General features: G+C 44.0%; 1 protein-coding gene (cut by a window edge). It reads right to left on the bottom strand.

Features of this window, described 5'->3' with window-relative positions:
• On the bottom strand, positions 1 to 25,012 hold part of the coding region annotated (locus tag ACST15_RS05290) for a hypothetical protein (protein ID WP_459453648.1) (this coding region is incomplete at both ends). 7,675 nt of the annotated region lie to the left of the window's left edge; 25,012 of 32,687 annotated nt are visible.

The raw sequence follows: 25,012 nt of genomic DNA, 5'->3' as shown, positions 1-25,012 counted from the left end.
TGAGGTACCTGTGAATAACAAGCTTAAGTTGGCAACACCATTGACAAAATCATCCGTTCCAGATAATTTATTTGTACCCGATAAGCCTGTGATAGAACCCGTTAAGGTTGTACTTACAGTCACATTATTTCCTGAAGCATTAAATGAAGTAACCGTATTTCCATAAGCATCTTGTGCGGTTAGTGTATTGGTTCCTGTAAATGCAATACCATTTAATTGAGGACTTGTCAAGCTAACTGCCAACTTATTGAAACTTGCAGGAAGTACTGATACTGCTAATTCATGGGAATTACCATTGGCATTAATTGTTCCATCAGTAGCTGTCAATAAAGCACTTTCAGCTTTGTATAATACCACCGATACTGTCGCTACTCCATCCGTAAATACGATATCAGTAGCTGTACCAAAATTCGTGCCATTGGCTGTTGCTACCGTCACTGGGCTACTCGAACTATTAGCGCCAGAGAAAGTTAAACTCTTGGTACCTGTATAACTTGTAGCTGTATTATGATTGGCATCTACTGCTCTTATGGTGATGGTTTGGGACTCCCCTGCATTCTGATTAGCATTTCCAGTAATCATCATATGAGTTGCTGTTCCCGAATTTATCTGAACACTTCCACTAGTAATTCCTGTTCCACTTTGTGGGGTGAAGGTGAAGGTTCCTGAACCAACTGTTCCAGAGAAAATTAGTTTTGATGTCAAATTAGCTACGCCACTCACAAAGTCGCCTGCATTATTCAACTTATTCGTACCCGACAAGCCCGTGATCGCTCCTGTTAAGCTAGTTGTCACTGTCACATTATTGGTACTCGCATCAAAACTACTTACCGTGTTACCATAAGCATCTTGGGCCGTTAAGGTATTTGAACCAGTAAAGGCGGTTCCATTTATTTGTGGCGTCGCTAAGCTTACTGCCAATTTGCTGTAGGCAGCCGCACTGACTGTCACCGATAAACGATCTGCTCCCGCTGAGAAGATAGATCCATCACTGGCTGATACTGTAGATACCTCCGCTTTGTACAAGACCATCGTGGCACTGGCCACACCATCGGTAAACGTTAAGCTTGTTCCTGTACCAAAGTTCGTACTTGCCACCGTTGGTACGGTCGCCGGACTACTTGAAGTTCCTGCACCACTGAATATAATATTTTTAGCTCCAGTATAAGTGGTAGCTGTATTTCCATTAGCATCTTTTGCCGTAAGGGTTATCGTTTGATTACCTCCTGCTGTTTGTGTTCCTGTTCCCGTTACTACCAACTTAGTAGCTGTTCCTGGATTGATGGTAATACTTGCGCTGGTTGCTGCTGTTCCGCTTGCTGGAGTAAAGACAAATGTTCCTGCTCCTGATGTTCCAGTAAATTTCAAGCCTAAGCTTGTCAAGTTAGCTACTCCACTAGTGAAGTCGCCCGCTTGATTCAATACCTGATTTCCTCCTGAACCTAAGCCACTGATGGTTCCTGTCAAGGCTGTACTTACTGTTACATTATTATCCGCAGCATTGAAAGTCGGAACGGTATTACCATAAGCATCTTGGGCCGTTAAGGTATTCGTACCCGTAAAGGCGGTTCCATTGATTTGTGGACTTGTTAAACTAACTGCCAATTTAGCGAAGCTAGCTGGTGATACAGTAACCGATAAACGATCTGCTCCTGAAGATGAAATGCTTCCATCTGTTCCCGAAATAGTAGCCGATTCCGCTTTGTACAAGCTCATGGAAACCGTGGCTATACCGTTCGTAAAGGTAATGCTAGTCGATGATCCAAAATTGGTACTTGCCACCGTAGGGGCTGTAACAGGACTTAATGAACTAGCTGCACCAGAGAAAGTAATATTATGCGCACCTGTATAGGCAGTGGCTGTATTTCCACTTGCATCTTTTGCCGTCAAGGTAATATTTTGGGACGCTCCCGCTGTTTGAGTAGCTGAACCTGTGATAACTAATTTGGTGGCCGCGCCCGAGTTGATTGTAATCGTGGAGCTAGTTACCCCCGTTCCAGTAGCTGGAGTAAAGGTAAAGGTTCCTGTTCCTGAGGCTCCCGTGTACGTTAAGGCAGCACTTAAATTAGCTACGCCACTTACAAAGTCACCTGCATTATTCAACTTATTCGTACCCGACAAGCCCGTGATCGCTCCTGTTAAGCTAGTTGTCACTGTCACATTATTGGTACTCGCATCAAAACTACTTACCGTGTTACCATAAGCATCTTGGGCCGTTAAGGTATTTGAACCAGTAAAGGCGGTTCCATTTATTTGTGGCGTCGCTAAGCTTACTGCCAATTTGCTGTAGGCAGCCGCACTGACTGTCACCGATAAACGATCTGCTCCCGCTGAGAAGATAGATCCATCACTGGCTGATACTGTAGATACCTCCGCTTTGTACAAGACCATCGTGGCACTGGCCACACCATCGGTAAACGTTAAGCTTGTTCCTGTACCAAAGTTCGTACTTGCCACCGTTGGTACGGTCGCCGGACTACTTGAAGTTCCTGCACCACTGAATATAATATTTTTAGCTCCAGTATAAGTGGTAGCTGTATTTCCATTAGCATCTTTTGCCGTAAGGGTTATCGTTTGATTACCTCCTGCTGTTTGTGTTCCTGTTCCCGTTACTACCAACTTAGTAGCTGTTCCTGGATTGATGGTAATACTTGCGCTGGTTGCTGCTGTTCCGCTTGCTGGAGTAAAGACAAATGTTCCTGCTCCTGATGTTCCAGTAAATTTCAAGCCTAAGCTTGTCAAGTTAGCTACTCCACTAGTGAAGTCGCCCGCTTGATTCAATACCTGATTTCCTCCTGAACCTAAGCCACTGATGGTTCCTGTCAAGGCTGTACTTACTGTTACATTATTATCCGCAGCATTGAAAGTCGGAACGGTATTACCATAAGCATCTTGGGCCGTTAAGGTATTCGTACCCGTAAAGGCGGTTCCATTGATTTGTGGACTTGTTAAACTAACTGCCAATTTAGCGAAGCTAGCTGGTGATACAGTAACCGATAAACGATCTGCTCCTGAAGATGAAATGCTTCCATCTGTTCCCGAAATAGTAGCCGATTCCGCTTTGTATAAGGTCATCGAGGCTGTGGCTACTCCATTGGTAAAGTTAAGATTCGTAATTGAACCAAAATCCGTCGATGCTACCCTTGGTGATGGGTTTGGACTAGTAGTATTACTTGCTCCTGAGAATGTAATAGTGCGAATACCGTTATAACCAGCAGCCGTGTTGCCACTAGCGTCTTTGGCGGTTATTGTGATCGTTTGAGCCACGCCAGCTGTTTGTGTACCTGTACCCGTAATAACCAACTTAGTGGCCGCGCCTGAATTGATCGTAATCGTGGAGCTAGTTACGCCAGTTCCAGCGGCTGGAGTAAAGGTAAAGGTTCCTGTTCCTGAGGTTCCAGTAAAGGTCAATTTTGTTGTCAAATTTGCTACTCCATTCACGAATTCACCAGCTCCTTGAATAACATCGCCCCCTGTAAATCCTGTGATAGTACCTGTTAGGCTCGTAGTTACAGTAACGTTATTTGTTGCGGCATTGAAGGTCGTAACTGTATTACCATAAGCATCTTGCGCTGTCAACTCATTGGTGCCTAAAAATGCTGTTCCAGAAACTTGAGGACTCTCTAAACTCACTACGAGTTTAGAGAAGGCGGCAGCAGAAACAGAAACGGACAATCTATCCGATCCTGCTGTAGTAATTGAACCTTGAGTTGCCACAATGTTGGCTGATTCTACTTTATACAAAGCCAAAGCCGCCGTAGCTACCCCGTTCGTAAAAGTTAAAGAGGTCGCGGTTCCAAAGTCAGTGCTCGCCACTGTTGGTGCAGTCGAAGGATTAGTGGAACTAGCTGCACCAGAGAAGGTAACAGATTTACTTCCAGTATAGCCTATTGCCGTATTACCCGAAATATCTTTGGCTGTAATCGTTATGGTTTGACTACCACCCGCCGTTTGCGTGGAATTACCTGTCACCACAAATTTCGTTGCGGTACCCGGACTGATGGTAATACTTTCACTTGTTACAGCGGTTCCGCTAGCTGGGGTAAAGGTAAAGGTTCCTGCTCCTGAGGTTCCAGTAAATTTCATTCCTAAGCTAGTTAAGTTCGCTACTCCACTAGTGAAGTCGCCCGCTTGGTTTAATACATGATTTCCTCCTGAGCCTAAGCCACTGATGGTTCCTGTCAAGGTAGTACTTACAGTTACATTATTATCCGCTGCACTGAACGTCGGAACAGTATTACCATAGGCATCTTGAGCCGTTAAGGTATTAGTGCCTGTAAAGGCAGTATCATTAATTTGTGGACTCAACATGCTTACAGCCAATTTGCTAAAGCTGGTTGGAGAAACCACGACAGTTAACCGGTCCGCTCCTGCCGAAGAAATAGTACCGTCTGTTCCTGAAATAGTTGCTGTTTCAGCTTTAAATAAGCTCATAGAAGCAGTAGCTACACCGTTGGTAAAGGTCAAACTGGTCGATGTTCCAAAGTTTGTACTTGCCACTGTAGGGGCAGTAACAGGACTTGACGAACTAGCTGCACCTGAGAAGGTAATGGAGTGAGCTCCTGTATAAGAAGTCGCGGTATTTCCATTGGCATCTTTAGCAGTAATCGTAATGGTTTGAGAACCACCAGCTGTTTGGGTACCAGCTCCTGTTATTACCAGTTTGCTAGCTGCACCAGATTCAAAAGTGATGGTGGATTGAGTCTGAGAACCTCCCCCATTTTTCACGGCAATCTCTCCAATAGTAGCCACATAAACTCCTGTACCAGCGGTGGTCGTAGATGTGACAGTAGCTGTATAAGTACCATTTCCAACATTCGTAACCGAACTAATGCTTCCTAAACCAGATAGTTTAGTAATCGCCACGGTAGCCCCTCCTACTCCAATATTATTTCCATTGGCATCTTTGGCAGTAACAACTAATTCCTGAGTCGTTACACCATCAGCTGCGATGCTGGCTGTGCTAGGTAATAAGGTAGAGATAGCAGCATCAATAGCTCCTGGCACATAAGTAATAGTAGCTTCTGTTTGAACACCAGAACCACTTTTTACAGCTATTCCCCCAATAGTAGCAACAAATACCCCAGAACCTGATGCACTAGGTGCTGTGACCGTGGCGGTGTATGTTCCATTTCCTGCATCATTGACAGTACCAATAGTTCCTGAACCAGAAAGTTTAGTTATGGCTACGCTTAATCCTCCTCCAGTTAAATTATTTCCAAATTCATCTTTGGCTCTAACGGTTAATAGCTGTGTACTTGCGCCATCTGCTGTAATGCTAGCAGTGGTCGGTAATAAGGTAGACACAGCAGGATCCACACTGGCTGGATTGACTGAAATATTATCAGAGGCATCTAAAATTCCAGTGGCACCATTGGCGCTTGGAGTGGCCTCAGAAACCGTTACTGTGTAATTTCCGGCAAGAGTATTTCTAAACCAGAAATTAGCCGTAGAGTCTCCATCTGCGATAGTAACCGAAGTAATGATACTTCCATTGTTAGCAGTACTATGGAAGGTTCCACCCGTACTGTATAGGTAGACAGTTTGTGCACCAATGGTATTGGATAAATTGGCTACATCACGACGAGAAACGGTATACGCAGCTCTAGTACCGGCAGCAATATCAGCTGGGGCATTTAAGACAAACTTGGTAGTTCCGGCAGTTTCACCAGCATAAAAATCACCCAATGAAGTAAATCCTGAACTTTGTACCGAAGTTCCCGTTCTGGTTCCAGCATTGCCAATCGACCATACATCTGCTAATTTCTTTCTTACAATTAATGCTGCTGTATTGGCGCTTCCTTGAATATCTCCTGCTACATAATTCAGTGTAGCATCCATAGAGGTATAGGTACCAGAAGTATTATCTAGGTCATTAATTGTCCAATAACGGTTGATGTATTTGGATTGACTAATACCTGATGAAACGGCTGGTGCTGCTCCTGGAACAGTCGTAGAAGTGGTAATGGTTAGATTTCCTGATCTACCAGCAAACGATAAGCTTAATGGTGCATAATTGCCCGAATCTCCAATTGGGAAATTCACCGTACTGGAGTTTTGAGGAATGCCTCTAGCTAATTTGCCCTGAACATACCTAGAACTACTTGCGCCCGAAATGCTCGCACCGCTAGCTAAGGTTAAGGTATTAGCTCCATTAGTAACTACTTTTCCATTTTGGAATTCCAACGTTCCATTGATTAATACATCAGAATCCAAGGCAATTCCGGATGAAGTATTAACGGTTAAATTACCTAATTGACGCGAGCCTGATTTGAATGCCAAGGTTGGAGTTCCAGAAGTGGTATTAACAACCAAATTAGAACTTGAACTACCTAGTAGATTTCCTGTGATGCTTGACACAGATCCATTCAAAGTCAATGTATTGCTACCAATAGCTAAATCTCCACTAGCCAGATTAAAGTTTTGTGACACACTGGTATTTCCATGCAAAGTTTGAGTCACTGCCTGAGAAGGGTTATTCCATTCCACATTCATGAAACTTTGATCCAAACCTCCTGTCAATGCCGTAGAAGTAATACCAGTCACTTTCAATAAGGCATTGGTACTAGCGCCTGCATTACTTGACCAAGTAGATGCTGGAATAACTCCACCATTTCTAGCATGTTCATAAGTACCACCATGGAATACTAATAACTCCGTGGATAATTCATTGACAAAGGTTCCTCCTGAGTTTTTGAATGTTCCGTGGGTGTGAATGTTGTATTCTGCAGCTGGGTTAGATGCGTGTTTTAACGTTAACGTACTACCTGATGGTATATCAAATACTCCATCAATGATTAAACTGTACAAAGCAATATCCGTATTCAAGGAGGTTGTAATGCCTGTAGGAATTTTAACAATATCGTATTCGCCCTGAGAATTTTGTGTTGGAGCAGAACTTGATCCAAACGTATTTCCACCATCGGTAGAAACCTCCCAACCAACAGCTGTCCAGTTACCACTAGAGGTTGGTTGGTAAATTGCCCCTTCTGTAATGGTAAATGATCCCGTTGAACTAGCTGTTAAGCTCATTCCAGAGATAGCGGTGGTAGTTACAATGGCATTATTATTGTAAGTATAAGATGGTGCATTTCTAGTTGATTCCGTAAATCTCAAATAATCAATCAAGAATGAACTACTTCCTGCATTGATGGTTACCGTTACTGGGTTGGCCAACAATACGCCTCCAGCCGTGGTACGAACTAATTTATCTGTTTTATCAACACCCCCAATGCTTAAGCCTAGTTGCAAGGTTGTATTTGAACTTACATTTACTTGGTTACCATATGGATCTTGTACCAATGCATTTAAGGTCACGTTATTAGATCCCATAGTTGGATAAGCTGGCGATAAGGCGGTAGCTACCAATTTAGAAGCTGTAGTTCCACTTACGGAAACACTTAATTTATCCTCTGTGGCAGAAGAACTTACACTTCCATCAGTCACGGAAATTAAAGCTGATTCTGATTTGTATAATACCATAGAAGCCGTTCCAACTCCATTGGTAAAGGTTACCAGGGTACTAGAACCTAAATTAATGGCCGACGAATTTTTATTCGTTACCGTTGGTGCGGTTACAGGGTTGGTTGAGCTATTTGCCCCCGAGAAGGTTAAAGTCTTATCTCCTGTATAACCTGTCACAGTGTTTCCATTTCCGTCTTTCGCAGTAATGGTAATGGTTTGAGCAACTCCAGCTGTTTGAGAAGCAGAGCCAGTAATAACCAATTTACTTACCGATCCTGCACCAATGGTGACATTTGAACTAGTCACCGCCGTACCTGAAGCTGGTGTGAACGTGAAGGTACCAGTTCCGGCATTTCCAGTAAAGGTTAATCCTGCAATGGATGAAACTCCATTGGTGAAATCACTAGCATTATTTAATTTATTAGTCCCCGTTAAACCACTTATGGTTCCGGTCAAACTAGAAGTAACAGTAATGTTATTGGTAGCGGCATTAAATCCTGTTGCCACGTTACCCCATGTATCGTAAGCGGTTAAGGTATTGGTTCCTGTAAAGGATTGTCCACTCGTTTGTGGACTTGTTAGGCTCACTGTAAATTTCGCTCCTACACTTGGGCTAACTGCCACAGACAAACGATCTCCACCTGAAGAAGCTGTAATGCCTGTTGCACTAGCCGTAATCAAGGCAGATTCAACATGGTACAAGGTCATACTTCCCGTAGTAACACCCGCCGTAAAGGTCATGGTGGTAGCTGTGCCCAAATTAACTGCGGCTGCCGTTTTATCAGTCACGGTAGGGGCTGTAACTGGATTTGTAGATGAATTCGCTCCGCCAAAAGTAATGGCATGATCTCCTGTGTAGGTACTTACTGTATTTCCTGAAGCATCTTTTGCTGTTACTGTTATCGTTTGAGGACTACCGGCCGTCTGGGTTCCTGAACCTGTTACCACCAAGCGCGTGGCAGTACCCGCTCCTATGGTTACATTTCCACTGGTTACAGGTGTACCCGAGGCTGGAGTAAAGGTGAAAGTCCCCGTTCCTGCCGTACCTGTAAAAATTAATCTACCCGATAAATTAGCAATACCCGAAGTAAAGTCTGCAGCATTGTTCAATACATTGGAACCATTTAATCCTGATATCGTACCTGTTAATGAAGATGTTACTGTGATGGCATTGCTAGCAGCATTAAAGCTAGTTGCCACGTTTCCATAGGCATCATAGGCCGTCAAGGTATCTAGTCCTGTGAAAGCAACACCCGAATTTTGAGGGCTAGCTAAACCTACTGTAAACTTAGTAGCTACGCCATGACTTACCGCCACCGTCAATCTGTCTCCACCCGTAGAAGCATTGATTCCTGATGCACTAGCAGCAATGTTGGCTGTCTCTGCTTTATATAATTTCAAATCTGCCGTAGCAACACCGTTGGTAAAGGTGATGGTAGTAGCTGTACCAAAATCCACAGAAGCACTTCCATTATCTGTTGCATTAGGTGCTGTTACCGGATTAGGCGACGAATTAGCTCCTGAGAAGGTAATGGCCTTGTTTCCAGTATAGGTAGTGGCAGTATTCCCATTGGCATCCTTAGCCGTGATGGTCATCGTTTGGGTGGCCCCTGCTACTTGAGTGCCTGTACCCGTAATAATAAATTTAGTAGCCGCTCCAGAACCAATGGTTACATTGGAGCTGGTTACTGCTGAACCAGTGTTTGGCGTAAAGGTAAATGTACCCGTGCCTACCGTACCTGAGAAAATTAAGTTTGAACTTAAGTTGGCAACACCCGCTGTAAAATCAGCTGCATTGTTTAAAATATTAGTTCCAGAAAATCCACTAATGGTACCCGTTAAAGTGGTGGTAACCGTTATTGGATTGGTAGATGCATTGTATGATGAAGTATTACCATAAGCATCTTGAGCCGTCAAGGTATTCGTTCCTGTAAAGGCTACCCCATTGGTCTGAGGGCTTGTTAAGCTCACCACAAATTTATTGAAGCTAGCCGCAGAAACCACGACAGACAAACGGTCAGAACCTGTGGTCGTTATGGCTCCTTGAGTAGCTACTAATTGACTTGTTTCCGCTTTATACGGAATGAATGTAGCCGTGGCCACACCATTGGTAAATGAAATGTTGGTAGCAGTTCCAAAATTAGTCCCCGCCATGGTAGGAACCGTAACAGGACTTGAAGAACTATTGGCCCCGCTAAAGGTTAAACTCTTGGTTCCTGTATAGCTAGTGGCGGTATTACCGCTTGCATCTTTGGCAGTAATGGTAATGGTTTGATCGACACCAGCAACCTGAGAAGCATTTCCTGTAATGACAAATTTGGTGGCTTCTCCTGGGTTGATCACCATATTGGCTGAACCCGTAGCACCACCTGTGGTAGAACTAAAGGTAATTGTACCCGAACCAGAAGTTCCTGTATAAATTAACTTATTACTTACATCAGCAACTCCATTGACAAAATCTAAATTACTTGATAGTTTATTAACACCAGATAATCCTGTGATACTTCCACCTAAACTTGAGGAGACATTCACATTATTGCTAGATGCGTCAAAGTTTAAAACGGTATTACCATAAGCATCTTGAGCTATCACGTTATTCACACTCGTAAAAGCTAATCCACTTGTTTGCGGGCTAGTAAAGTCTAATTCAAATTTACTTATGATGTCATGAACCACAGTAACTGCTAAACGATCTCCACCCGAGGAAGCAATGCTACCATCATTGGCAACGATGTTCACGGAAGCAGCTTCATATAAAATCATATTAGGTGTTGCAACACCATTGGTGAATGTCACATTGGTACTGTTTCCAAAATCAACACCCGCTACTGATGGGGCTGTTGCTGGGTTATGCGAAACACCTGCTCCAGAAAAAGTCAAGGCTTTTACTCCAGTATAAGTAGTTACGGTATTTCCTTGTGCATCTTTGGCAGTGATGGTAATTGCATGTCTGGTTCCAGCTGTAATTGGACTAGGTCCTGTAATGACTAATCGCGTAGCGGCACCTGCATTGATTGTCACATTGCCACTAGTTCCTGTAGCTCCACCTGTGGCAGAGGCAAAACTGAAAGTACCCGTACCAGCAGTACCCGTAAACTTCAGGCCTAAACTAGTTAAGTTAGCCACTCCATTCAAGAAATCACCAGCTTGATTTAATACATGGTTATTTCCAGAACCTAAACCAGTAATGGTACCGGTCAAAGTACTTGTTACCGTTACGTTATTAGCATTAGCAGCAAAAGAGGTAACCGTATTACCATAAGCATCCTGGGCCGTTAAGGTATTGGTGCCTGTAAAGGCTACTCCATTACTTTGAGGACTAGCTAAATTTGCCACAAACTTGTTCAGTGTACTAGCTGAAACCGTTACTGCTAAACGATCCGCTCCGGAAGTAGTGATCGCTCCTTGGGTGGCCACTAACTGGGCTGTTTCTGCTTGATATAATTTAACCAAAGCCGTTCCTACCCCACTACTGAAATTGATGACCGTAGCGGTACCAAAATCAATATCCGAATTATCTTTATCGCGGGCAGTTGGAGCTGTACTTGGGTTAGTAGAACTTGTAGCACCCGAGAACACAATGGACTTATCTCCGCTGTAAGTAGTGGCTGTATTTCCACTAGCATCTTTCGCAGTTATGGTTACAAGCTGATTACCTCCTGCCGTTAAAGTTCCAGTTCCCGTTACCACAAACTTGGTCGCCGGTCCTGCGTTTATAGTAATATTTGAACTGGTAACTGACTTGGGAGTACCATCTAATGTAAAGGAAAAAGTCAAGGTTCCAACTCCTGCAGTTCCCGTGAAAGTCAAACCTAAGCTACCTAAATCTGCAACCCCATTTACAAAATCATTTGATCTATATAATTGATTTTGTGTTGAACGCAACATTCCAAGGTACTTGACCTCCCCAGTTAAGTTAGTTGTAACATTTATATTGTTTTGACTTGCATCAAAATCGGTTATTGTATTTCCATACATATCCGTCGCAGTTAACGTATTAATTCCTGTAAAAGCCGTCCCAACTACTTGCGGACTAGTTAAATTGAGAATTAATGTGTTGAAACTTTCAGGTAAAACGGTAATTGAATAACGATCCGCCCCTGAAGCAGATATCGTTCCATCTGTAACAGCAATAAGAGCGGTTTCTGCTTTAGGTAAAAATAGGCTAGTTGTTGCAACTCCATTCGTAAAATTAACACTTGTGGCTGTACCTAAGTTTGCTTCATTGGCCTGAGGTACATCATTAGTTAATAAAGGATTATTGGCACCGGAGAAAGTAAGCGTATGATTACCCGTATACCCTGTAGCCGTATTGCCCTGCGAGTCTTTAGCTGTAATTGTAATAACTGGATTTTCAGCGGCTAAAGTCTCTGAAACATTACCCGTAATCACAAATTTAACCGCAGCACCTGCACTGATGCTAACAGTACCACTCGTGGCTGCTGTTCCTGTAGCCGGGGTGAACGTAAAGGTTCCATTGCCAGAGGTCCCAGTAAACTTCAATCCTAAGCTGGTCAAATTGGCTACCCCATTTACAAAGTCGCCCGCATTGTTCAAAATATTGGTACCGGATAATCCTGTAATAGCTCCAGTAAGGCTACTAGTAACGGTTACATTATTGGCACTGGCATCAAAACTAGGCACGGTATTGCCATAAGCATCTTGTCCTGTTAAGGTATTCGTACCGGTAAAGGTTATTCCCGTGGTTTGTGGGCTAGCTAAGCTAACGGCTAATTTACTGTAAGCGGCTGGACTAACTACAACCGATAAACGATCCACTCCCGATGTTGTAACAGCTCCTTGGGTAGCTACTAATTGGGCGGTTTCTGCTTTGTATAATTTTACTAAAGCGGTTCCTACTCCATTGCTGAAGTTGATGGTAGTCGCTGTACCAAAATTAATGTCAACATTGTCTTTATCTCTTGCTGTGGCAGCTGTATTAGGGTTAGTCGAGTTGTTGGCCCCAGAGAAAGTAATCGACTTATCTCCTGTATACCCTGTAGCTGTATTTCCACTAGCATCCTTGGCCGTTATTGTGACTGTCTGATTTCCTCCGGCGGTCAATGTACCCGTTCCCGTCAAGATAAATTTCGTAGCTGCCCCTGGGTTAATCGTTACACTAGAACTAGTAATAGCCGTTCCACTGGCAGGGGTGAAAGTAAATGTACCCGTTCCTGAAGTACCCGTAAAGGTCAGTCCTAAGCTGGTTAAATTAGCTACGCCATTCGTAAAGTCGCCTGCACTGGATAATTTATTGGTTCCTGATAATCCACTGATAGCTCCTGTTAAGGTAGTCGTAACGGTGATATTATTGGCTGAAGCATTGAAGCTATTGATGGAGTTACCATAAGCATCCTGAGCGGTTAGGGTATTAGTACCCGTAAAGGCTGAACCATTGACTTGCGGACTAGCAAGGCTAATGGCTAATTTATTAAAGCTAGCTTCTGAAACTGTTACCGTTAATCGATCAGCACCAGCAGCTTCCAAGCTACCATCGCTCGCTGCGATGTTCGCTGTTTCCGCTTTGTATAATGACATAGAAGCAGTAGCCACACCATTGGAGAAGCTTAGACTAACACCTGTTCCTACATTAGTTCCACCAATGGTCGGAACAGTAACTGGGCTACTAGAACTATTGGCACCAGAGAAAGTAATGGTATGTGCTCCTGTATATCCTGTTGCTGTATTTCCTTGAGCATCTTTAGCCGTGATGGAAATAGTTTGTGAGGTACCAGCCGTTTGCGAACCTGTACCCGTAATGACAAATTTAATGGCTGTTCCTGCACTGATATTCACCGATCCACTGGTCGCGGCAGTACCTGTCTGAGGAGTGAAAGTAAAGGTTCCCGTGCCAACAGTTCCAGTAAATTTCATTCCTAAACTAGTCAAATTAGCAACTCCATTCACGAAGTCACCTGCTTGATTTAAGACATGATTATTACCTGAACCCAACCCGGAAATTGTACCTGTCAAGGTAGTGCTAACTGTCACATTATTTGTATTTGCCGAAAATGTAGTTACGGTATTTCCATAAGCATCTTCTGCTTCCACGGTATTAGTTCCGGTGAAAGCCACCCCGTTAATTTGAGGAGTAGCTATACTCGCGGTTAATTTGGCATAAGCGGCATGACTAACTGTAACGGTTAATCGATTCCCGCCAACAGAAGATATACTTCCGTCACTTGCTGCTACATTGGCTGTTTCAGCCTTGTATAAGATCATGCTAGCAGTTGCCACACCATTGCTAAAGTTCAATACCATTTCAGTTCCAAAATTCGTTCCTCCTACGGTTGGCGTAGTGGCTGGACTTGGTGAAACAGTAGCACCAGAGAAGGTTATGTTGTGATTACCAGTATATCCGGTTACAACATTATTGCTAGTATCTTTGGCGGTTACCGTAATGGTCTGAGCAACACCTGCTGTTTGGGTAGCATTACCAGTCACCACTAATTTAACGGCTACACCAGCGTTTAAAGTAACATTAGCACTAGTAACCGCAGTACCAGTGGCTGGGCTGAAGGTAAATGTCCCAGTTCCAGAAGTTCCAGTAAACGTCAAGTGATTGGATAAATCAGCGACACCATTAACAAATCGGTCGTTATTTATCAAAACATTTCCACCCGAAAATCCTGAAATGGTTCCAGTCAAACTGCTTGTAATTGTAATATTATTTTGTGATGCATCAAATGAGGTAAATGTATTACCATAAGCATCTTGTGCGGTTAAGGTATTGGTTCCCGTAAAGGCTGTTGCATTAATTTGTGGACTAGCTAAACTAACAGCCATTTTAGTAAAACTAGATTCAGAAACAGTGACCGATAAACGATCTAATCCAGATGAAGAAATAGAAGCATCTGTCACAGAAATGGTGGCATTTTCAGCTTTGTATAATTTCATATTAGCCGTGGCCACACCATTGGTAAATGTTACTACGGTAGCCGAACCGAAATTCACGTCAACCGCATTTTTATTGGCAACAGTTGGTGCTGTCACCGGACTTGATGAACTAGCAGCCCCAGAGAAGGTCAATGATTTATCTCCAGAATAGGTTAAAACAGTATTTCCGCTAAGGTCTTTAGCAGTCAAAGTTATCAACTGGGTTCCTCCTGCTGTTTGAGAACCTGAACCGGTAATTACTAATTTGGTAGCAGCTCCAGCCACAATATCTCCATTAGCTGAACCTGTTTTACCAGAGGCCGAGGTGAAGGTAACTGAACCTGTACCAACTGCCCCTGTATAGGTAAATTGACCCGTTACATTGGCCACCCCATTCACGAAATCACTTGCGTTATTCAACACATTACCGCCTGACAAACCAGAAATGGTTCCTGTTAATGTAGTAGTAGCTGTTAAATTATCGGTAGAAGCATTGAAGCTCGTTACCGTATTTCCATAAGCATCTTGGGCAGTTACGGTATTTGTACCAGTAAAGGCTACACCATTACTTTGTGGAGAAGTAAATGCCAAAGCAAACTTATCTAAAGTACTTGGAGAAACCGTCACCGCCAGGCTTCCTCCAGTATTGGAATTAATACTTCCATCACTCGCATTTACCGTGGCTGATTCTGCTTTGTACAAAATCATGCTGGCTGAGGCCACACCCGCTGTAAAGGTCATACTGGTTCCTGTACCAAAGTTTGTACCTGCCACCGTTGGTGTCGTCGCTGGACTCGGTGAAGCATTCGCTCCTGAGAACGTAATCGTTTTAGCTCCTACATAGCCAGTTACCGTGTTTCCACTCGCATCTTTCGCTGTCACTGTTACTGTCTGACTTCCTCCTGCCGTTTGAGTACCCGTTCCTGTAACGACTAATTTCGTAGCTGCTCCCGGATTAACCGTTACGCTAGAACTTATCGCCGCTGTTCCGGTTGCTGGAGTAAAGGTAAATGTACCTGAACCCGTAGTTCCTGTGAACTTCAAGCCTAAGCTTGTCAGGTTTGCCACCCCACTCGTGAAGTCTCCTGCTTGGTTCAACACATGATTTACTCCAGTTCCTAAACCTGAAATAGTTCCTGTCAGGCTACTTGTAACTGTCACATTATTCGTATTGGCCGCAAACGTAGTTACCGTATTACCATAAGCATCTTGGGCCGTTAAGGTATTCGTGCCTGTAAACGCTGTTCCGTTAATTTGTGGACTTGTTAAGCTAACTACTAACTTAGAGAAGCTAGCCGGACTAACCGTTACGTTCAAGGTTCCTCCCGTGTTCGAGTTAATCGTTCCATCACTCGCATTCACCGTAGCCGATTCTGCTTGGTACAATATCATCGTCGCTGAGGCCACACCCGCTGTAAAGGTCATGCTCGTTCCTGTTCCAAAGTTAGTACCAGCTACCGTTGGTGCGGTAACAGGATTAATGGAACTGGCAGCGCCTGAGAAGGTAATGGTTTTAGCTCCCGAATAAGTCGTTACTGTATTGCCACTCGCATCTTTGGCGGTTACTGTTACTGTCTGACTTCCGCCTGCTGTCTGGGTGCCCGTTCCAGTAACTACTAATTTAGTAGCTGCTCCTGGGTTAACGGTGACACTTGAACTGGTAATCGCTGTTCCTGTAGCTGGAGTGAAAGTAAAGGTTCCATCTCCTGAGGTTCCGGTGAACTTCAAGCCTAGGCTAGTTAAGTTGGCTACTCCACTAGTAAAGTCTAATACATTATTTAAAATGTTGGTTCCAGATAATCCGGTAATGGCACCCGTTAAACTAGTACTCACGGTGATATTATTGGTAGCGGCGCTAAACGTGGTAACCGTATTACCATAGTCATCTTGTGCCGTTAATGTATTCGTTCCTGTAAAGGCTGTTCCATTGATTTGCGGACTTGTTAGGCTAACAGCCAGCTTAGAGAAGCTAGCAGGACTAACTGTCACGTTCAAGGTTCCACCGGTGTTTGAGTTAATCGTGCCATCGGTCGCATTCACTGTAGCAGATTCTGCTTTATACAAAATCATGGTCGCAGAGGCCACACCCGCTGTAAAGGTCATGCTCGTTCCTGTTCCAAAGTTCGTACCAGCTACCGTTGGATTGGTGGCAGGGTTACCAGAGGCTAATGCGCCGGAGAAAGTAATGTTTTTTGCTCCAGTGTAGCCAGTGACCGTGTTTCCACTCGCATCTTTCGCTGTCAATGTTACCGTCTGAGAGCCTCCTGCTGTCTGAGTTCCCGTTCCTGTCACCACTAATTTCGTAGCAGCTCCTGGGTTAATGGTCACTACATCATTTCCTGTAAATCCACCCGTAGCAGAAGTAAAAGTAAACGTTCCTGACCCGATTAGTCCCGTGTAAGTAATTCCTAAACTACTTAGATTGGCTACCCCATTGACAAAGTCAGCTGCTTGATTTAATACATTATTGGCTCCAGATCCTAAACCACTTACTACTCCACCTAAGGAATTAGTAACCGTTACGGCATTGCTGCTAGCATTATAATTTACTGTATTACCGTAGGTATCTTGGGCAGTCAAAGTATTTGTTCCCGTCCAAGCTACTCCATTGTTTTGTGGAGAACTTAAATCTGCGGTGAATTTAGCCAATGTACTTGGACTAACTGTTACAGATAAACGATCTCCTCCAGTAGATGAGATACTTCCATCGGTAGCTGAAATAGTTGCCGACTCAGCGGCATATAAAATCATGGTTCCAGAAGCGACACCAGCCGTAAAGTTCAAGCTAGCCTCTGTTCCAAAATTTGTTCCTGCAAATGTCGGTTCAGTACTTGGAATTGGAGATAAATTGGCTCCAGATATAGTGATATTTTTATTTCCTGTGTAGGTGCTTACTGTATTACCACTAGCATCTTTAGCCGTTATAGTCAAAGTTTGTGAACCTCCAGCTGTTTGAGTACCTGTTCCTGTTAATACCAATCTAGTAGCTGCACCAGGATTAATGGTAACACTTGAACTAGTAACTGCTGATCCGGTAGCTGGAGTAAAGGTAAATGTACCTGAACCCGAGGTTCCTGTGAACTTCAAGCCTAGACTGGTTAAGTTAGCCACTCCACTGGTGAAATTACCCACTTGATTTAGCACATTGTTAACACCACTTCCCAAACCACTGATAGTACCGGTTAATGTACTGGTAACGGTGACATTGGTTGTTGCTGCACTAAATGAAGTGACTGTATTTCCATAAGCATCTTGTGCGGTTAAGGTATTCGTTCCTGTAAAGGCCGTTCCATTGGTTTGTGGACTCGTTAAGCTGACAGCCAACTTAGAGAATACAGCCGGACTAACTGCCACATTCAATGTTCCTCCAGTAGTTGAATTAATTGCTCCATCACTAACATTGACGGTAGCAGATTCTGCCTTATATAGAACCATGGAAGCTGTAGCCACACCATCTGTGAAAGTTAAATTAGTGGTCGAACCAAAATCCGTACCTGCAACAGTTGGATTAGTGGCTGGACTTGAAGAACTAGCAGCTCCTGAGAAAGTCAATGCTTTAGAACCTGTATAGCCCGTCGCAACATTCCCACTCACATCTTTTGCGGTAATGGTTATGGTTTGTGCACCTCCTGCTGTCTGTGTACCTGAACCAGTAATTTCCAATTTAGTGGCTGCGCCAGGTAAAATGGTCACATTACCGCTGGTAATACCTGTTCCGGAAGCTGGAGTAAAGGTAAAGGTACCCGTTCCCACTTCTCCAGTATAAGTCATTTTGGTCGAAACGCTAGCCGAACCATTAACAAAAGCACCTGCTGCGGTTAATACGTTTACTCCTGTGAAACCCGTAATTACCCCGTTCAAACTTGTCGTAACAGTGATATGATTTTGAGATACATCAAAATTGGTAATTAAGTTACCATAAGCATCATACGCAAATACATCATTGGTTCCAGTAAATGCCACACCGTTTGTCTGCGTGCTAGCTAAATTCACTCCAATTTTAGACATGGTAGATTCTGTCACCGTCACCGCCAGGCTTCCTCCAGTATTGGAATTAATACTTCCATCACTCGCATTTACCGTGGCTGATTCTGCTTTGTACAAAATCATGCTGGCTGAGGCCACACCCGCTGTAAAGGTCATGCTAGTCCCTGTACCAAAGTTTGTACCTGCCACCGTTGGTGTCGTCGCTGGACTCGGTGAAGCATTCGCTCCTGAGAACGTAATCGTTTTAGCTCCTACATAGCCAGTTACCGTGTTTCCACTCGCATCTTTCGCTGTCACTGTTACTGTCTGACTTCCTCCTGCCGTTTGAGTACCCGTTCCTGTAACGACTAATTTCGTAGCTGCTCCCGGATTAACCGTTACACTAGAACTTATCGCCGCTGTTCCAGTTGCGGGAGTAAAGGTAAATGTACCTGAACCCGTAGTTCCTGTGAACTTCAAGCCTAAGCTTGTCAGGTTCGCTACCCCACTCGTGAAGTCTCCTGCTTGGTTCAACACATGATTTACTCCAGATCCTAAACCTGAAATAGTTCCTGTCAGGCTACTTGTAACTGTCACATTATTCGTATTGGCCGCAAACGTAGTTACCGTATTACCATAAGCATCTTGGGCCGTTAAGGTATTCGTACCTGTAAACGCTGTTCCGTTAATTTGTGGACTTGTTAAGCTAACTACTAACTTAGAGAAGCTAGCCGGACTAACCGTTACGTTCAAGGTTCCTCCCGTGTTCGAGTTAATCGTTCCATCACTCGCATTCACCGTAGCCGATTCTGCTTGGTACAATATCATCGTCGCTGAGGCCACACCCGCTGTAAAGGTCATGCTCGTTCCTGTTCCAAAGTTCGTACCAGCTACCGTTGGTGCGGTAACAGGATTAATGGAACTGGCAGCACCTGAGAAGGTAATGGTTTTAGCTCCCGAATAAGTCGTTACTGTATTGCCACTCGCATCTTTGGCGGTTACTGTTACTGTCTGACTTCCGCCTGCTGTCTGGGTACCCGTTCCAGTAACTACTAATTTAGTAGCTGCTCCTGGGTTAACGGTGACACTTGAACTGGTAATCGCTGTTCCTGTAGCTGGAGTGAAAGTAAAGGTTCCATCTCCTGAGGTTCCGGTGAACTTCAAGCCTAGGCTAGTTAAGTTGGCTACTCCACTAGTAAAGTCTAATACATTATTTAAAATGTTGGTTCCAGATAATCCGGTAATGGCACCCGTTAAACTAGTACTCACGGTGATATTATTGGTAGCGGCGCTAAACGTGGTAACCGTATTACCATAGTCATCTTGTGCCGTTAAGGTATTCGTTCCTGTAAAGGCTGTTCCATTGATTTGCGGACTTGTTAGGCTAACAGCCAGCTTAGAGAAGCTAGCAGGACTAACTGTCACGTTCAAGGTTCCACCGGTGTTTGAGTTAATTGTGCCATCGGTCGCATTCACTGTAGCAGATTCTGCTTTATACAAAATCATGGTCGCAGAGGCCACACCTGCCGTAAAGGTCATGCTGGTTTCAGAACCAAAGTTCGTTCCAGCCACCGTTGGATTGGTGGCAGGGTTACCCGAAGCTAATGCGCCAGAGAAAGTAATATTTTTAGCTCCAGTGTAGCCAGTTACTGTGTTTCCACTCGCATCTTTCGCTGTCACTGTTACCGTCTGAGAGCCTCCTGCTGTCTGAGTTCCCGTTCCTGTTACCACTAATTTTGTAGCAGCTCCTGCATTGATTGTCACACTAGAACTAGTCACCGCTATACCTGTAGCTGGAGTGAATGTAAAGGTTCCTGCTCCTGCAGTTCCTGTGAAAATCATTACTCCTGCCAAATTAGAAACTCCATTGACAAAACTACCTGCAGAATTAATCACATTGGAACCTGTAAATCCAGAAATACTACCAGTTAAACTTGTAGTTATTGTGATATTGTTAGTAGCAGCACTAAAGTTAGTCACTGGATTACCAAAGGCATCTTGGGCCGTTAAAGTATTCGTTCCAGAGAAAGCAATACCATTGGTTTGAGGATTTGTTAGGCTAACCGCTAATTTCGTAAAGGTGGATTCTCCCACGGTAATCGACAAACGATCAGACCCAGCAGAGAAAATACTTCCATCGGTAGCAGAAATTAATGCACTTTCAGCTTTGTATACAAGTAAATTAGCCGTTCCAACTCCATTCGTAAAGCTCACAGTGGTTCCTGTTCCAAAATTTATTCCTGCCACTGTAGGAGCTGTAACAGGGCTCGTTGAACTATTCGCACCTGAAAAAGTTAAGGTTTTATTTCCAGCATAATTAATATCCGTGTTTCCACTCAAATCTTTTGCCGTAATAGTAATTAATTGGTTTCCTCCAGCGGTTTGTGAATTATTTCCTGTAATTACCAATTTTATAGCAGCTCCTGCATTGATTAAAACAACATCACTACCCGTAATTCCTCCCGTTGCCGAAGTAAATGTATAGGTTCCCGTACCGGTAACACCCGTATACCTAATTCCTAAACTTGTTAAATCAGCTACACCGTTGACAAAATCCCCTGCTTGGTTTAATACATTATTGGCTCCGGAACCCAACCCACTCACAACTCCACCAAGTGAATTGGTGACTGTGACAGCGTTGGCACTAGCATCAAATGAGGTAATCGTATTTCCATAAGTATCTTGAGCCGTCAAGGTATTTATTCCTGTCCAGTTCAAGCCATTGGTTTGAGCTACGGCTAAATTTAATCCAAATTTATTAATGCTTGCTGGACTAACTGTCACATTAAAGGTTCCACCCGTATTCGAGTTAATCGTGCCATCACTCGCATTCACCGCAGCTGATTCTGCTTTGTACAAAATCATGCTGGCTGAGGCCACACCCGCTGTAAAGGTCATACTGGTTCCTGTGCCAAAGTCGGTACCCGCTACCGTTGGTGTAGTAGCTGGACTTGGTGAAGCATTCGCTCCTGAGAAAGTAATTGTTTTAGCGCCTGTATACGTAGTAGCTGTATTGCCATTCGCATCTTGTGCCGTCACCGTAACTGTTTGAGAGCCTCCTGCAGTCTGTGTGCCTGTTCCTGTTACCACTAATTTCGTAGCGGCTCCTGCATTGATTGTTACACTTGAACTAGTCACCGCTGTTCCTGTAGCTGGAGTGAATGTAAAGGTTCCTGCACCACCAGTTCCCGTATAAATCATTCCATCACTGGTTAAATTTGCTACTCCACTTGTAAAGTCGCCAGCTTGATTTAATACATTGGTTCCTCCAGATCCTAAACCTGTCACCGTTCCTCCTAAGGAATTAGTCACCGTTACATTGTTTGTCGAAGCATTGAATCCTGTAGCTGTATTACCATATGCATCTTGTGCAGTTAATGTATTCGTTCCTGTAAAGGCTGTACCATTAATCTGAGGACTAGCTAAGCTTACTGCCAATTTCGTCATCGTCGATGAACCCACAGTCACATTCAAAGTTCCGCCCGTATTCGAGTTAATTGTACCATCACTCGCATTCACCGCAGCTGATTCTGCTTTGTACAAAATCATGGTTGCTGAGGCCACACCCGCTGTAAAGGTCATACTGGTTCCGGTACCAAAGTTCGTACCCGCTACCGTTGGTGTAGTAGCTGGACTTGGTGAAGCATTCGCTCCTGAGAATGTAATTGTTTTAGCGCCTGTGTACGTAGTAGCTGTATTGCCATTTGCATCTTGTGCAGTTACCGTAACTGTTTGAGATCCTCCCGCAGTCTGTGTTCCTGTTCCTGTTACCACTAATTTCGTAGCCGCTCCTGCATTGATTGTTACACTTGAACTAGTCACCGCTGTTCCTGTAGCTGGAGTGAATGTAAAGGTTCCTGCTCCTGAGGTTCCGGTATAGGTGATTCCATCGGTGGTTAAATTTGCCACTCCACTAGTAAAGTCTCCAGCTTGATTCAATACATTGGTTCCTCCAGATCCTAAACCTGTCACCGTTCCTCCTAAGGAATTAGTCACCGTTACATTGTTTGCCGAAGCATCAAATCCAGTAGCAGTATTACCATAAGCATCTTGTGCAGTTAATGTATTCGTTCCTGTAAAGGCTGTACCATTAATCTGAGGACTAGCTAAGCTTACTGCCAATTTCGTCATCGTCGATGAACCCACAGTCACATTCAAAGTTCCGCCCGTATTCGAGTTAATTGTACCATCACTCGCATTCACCGCAGCTGATTCTGCTTTGTACAAAATCATGGTTGCTGAGGCCACACCCGCTGTAAAGGTCATGCTGGTTCCGGTACCAAAGTTCGTACCCGCTACCGTTGGTGTAGTAGCTGGACTTGGTGAAGCATTCGCTCCTGAGAAAGTAATTGTTTTAGCGCCTGTATACGTAGTAGCTGTATTGCCATTTGCATCTCGTGCCGTCACCGTAACTGTTTGAGAGCCTCCTGCAGTCTGTGTGCCTGTTCCTGTTACCACTAATTTCGTAGCGGCTCCTGCATTGATTGTTACACTTCCACTGGTAACGGGAGTTCCTATAGATGGAGTAAAGGTAAATGTGCCCACTCCAGAGGTTCCAGTAAAAATCAAGCCTAAACTTGTTAAGTCAGCAACACCACTCGGGAAATCCATAGCGGAGTTTAACTTATTAGTACCCGATAATCCTGAAATACTTCCTGTTAAACTTGTGGTTACTGTAATATTATTGCCTGAGGCATTAAATCCTATAACCGTATTTCCGAAAGCATCTTGAGCTGTTAAGGTATTCGTTCCTGTAAAGGCTGTGCCATTAATCTGCGGACTCGCTAAGCTTACCGCTAGTTTATTGAAAGCGGCTGCACTAACAGCTACTGTCAATCGATCTGCTCCTGTTGCTGAAATCGAACCATCTGTCACTGCTACTAATGCTGTCTCAGCATGGTACAATTTCATGTTCGTTGTTACGCTTCCCGATGCAAAGGTCAACGCTGTCGTTGATCCAAAAGCTATATCCGTTGCTGAACTATTCGTTACCTTAGCTGTGGTTACTGGGGCAGTTGAACTGCTTGCTCCTGAGAATGTTAAATTCTTGGAACCCGTATATGTTGTTACGGTATTACCACTTGCATCTTTAGCTGTAATCGTTATCGAATTACTTGTTCCAGCCCCTTGGATAGCTGCACCAGTTACTACTAATCGCGTCGCTGCTCCTGGATTAACCGTCACACTAGAACTAGTGATCGCCGTTCCTGTAGCCGGGGTAAACGTAAAAGTTCCTACTCCCGAGGTTCCGGTATAGGTAATTCCATCCGTAGTTAAATTGGCCACTCCACTAGTAAAGTCTCCAGCTTGATTTAAGACATTGGTTCCTCCAGATCCTAAACCTGTTACCGTTCCACCTAGGGAATTAGTCACCGTTACATTGTTTGTCGAAGCATTAAATCCGGTAACAGTATTTCCATAAACGTCTTGTGCCGTTAAGGTATTGGTACCCGTAAAGGCCGTGCCATTGACCTGAGGGCTAGCTAAGCTTACTGCTAATTTCGAGAATGGAGCTGGATTTACCGTTACGTTCAAGGTTCCGCCGGTATTCGAATTAATCGTGCCATCTGTTACATTAATGGTCGCAGGTTCAGCCTTGTACAATGACATAGGAACATTGATTGCAAATCCTGTAGTAAATGTTATGACTGTACCAGTACCAAAATCAACTTGAGCTGAATTTTTATCGGTTATTTTTGGGGAAGTTGGCGGTAACAAAGAAGCATTTGCCCCTGAAAAAGTTAAGGTTTTATCACCTGTGTAAGTGGTTGCAATATTACCATTAGCATCGTAAGCTAAAATATTAATGGTTTGAGCATTACCTGCTGTTTGCGTTCCGGTTCCAGTAATGGTAAATTTAGCTGCCGCACCGGCATTCACGGTTACTGATGAACTAGTTACTGCCGTTCCTGTAACTGGTGTAAAAGTAAAAGTCCCAGAACCTGAGGTTCCTGAATAGGTAATTCCTAAACTAGTTAAATTAGCTACCCCACTGACAAAATCAAGCGCTCCACTTAATTTGTTGCCTCCTGATAAACCACTGATACTTCCTGTCAAACTAGTTGTTACTGTGACATTATTTGTAGAAGCATCGAATCCAGTTGCAGTGTTACCATAGGCATCCTGTGCAGTTAAGGTATTGGTTCCCGTAAAGGCTGTACCATTGATCTGAGGACTCGCTAAGCTTACCGCCAATTTCGTCATGGTCGATGGATTCACGGTCACATTCAACGTTCCACCCGTATTCGAGTTAATTGTACCATCACTCGCATTCACCGTAGCTGATTCTGCTTTGTACAAAATCATGCTGGCTGAGGCCACACCTGCTGTAAATGTCATGCTAGTTCCTACACCAAAGTTCGTACCCGCTACCGTTGGTGTCGTCGCTGGACTTGGTGAAGCATTCGCTCCTGAGAAAGTAATCGTTTTAGCTCCTGTATACGTAGTAGCCGTATTGCCATTTGCATCTTGTGCTGTCACCGTAACTGTTTGAGAGCCTCCTGCGGTCTGTGTGCCTGTACCTGTTACCACTAATTTCGTAGCCGCTCCTGCATTGATTGTTACACTAGAACTAGTCACCGCAGTTCCTGAAGCGGGAGTGAAAGTGAAAGTTCCTGCTCCAGAAGTTCCTGTGAACCTCATACCTAAGCTTGTCAAGTTCGCTACTCCACTATTGAAATTACCTGCCTGATTTAATATATTATTA

It is taken from the genome of Aquirufa sp. Wall-65K1 (genome assembly GCF_054558475.1).
Note: the sequence above shows the minus strand (reverse complement) of the source record. Positions and strands in the feature narration are given on the sequence as shown.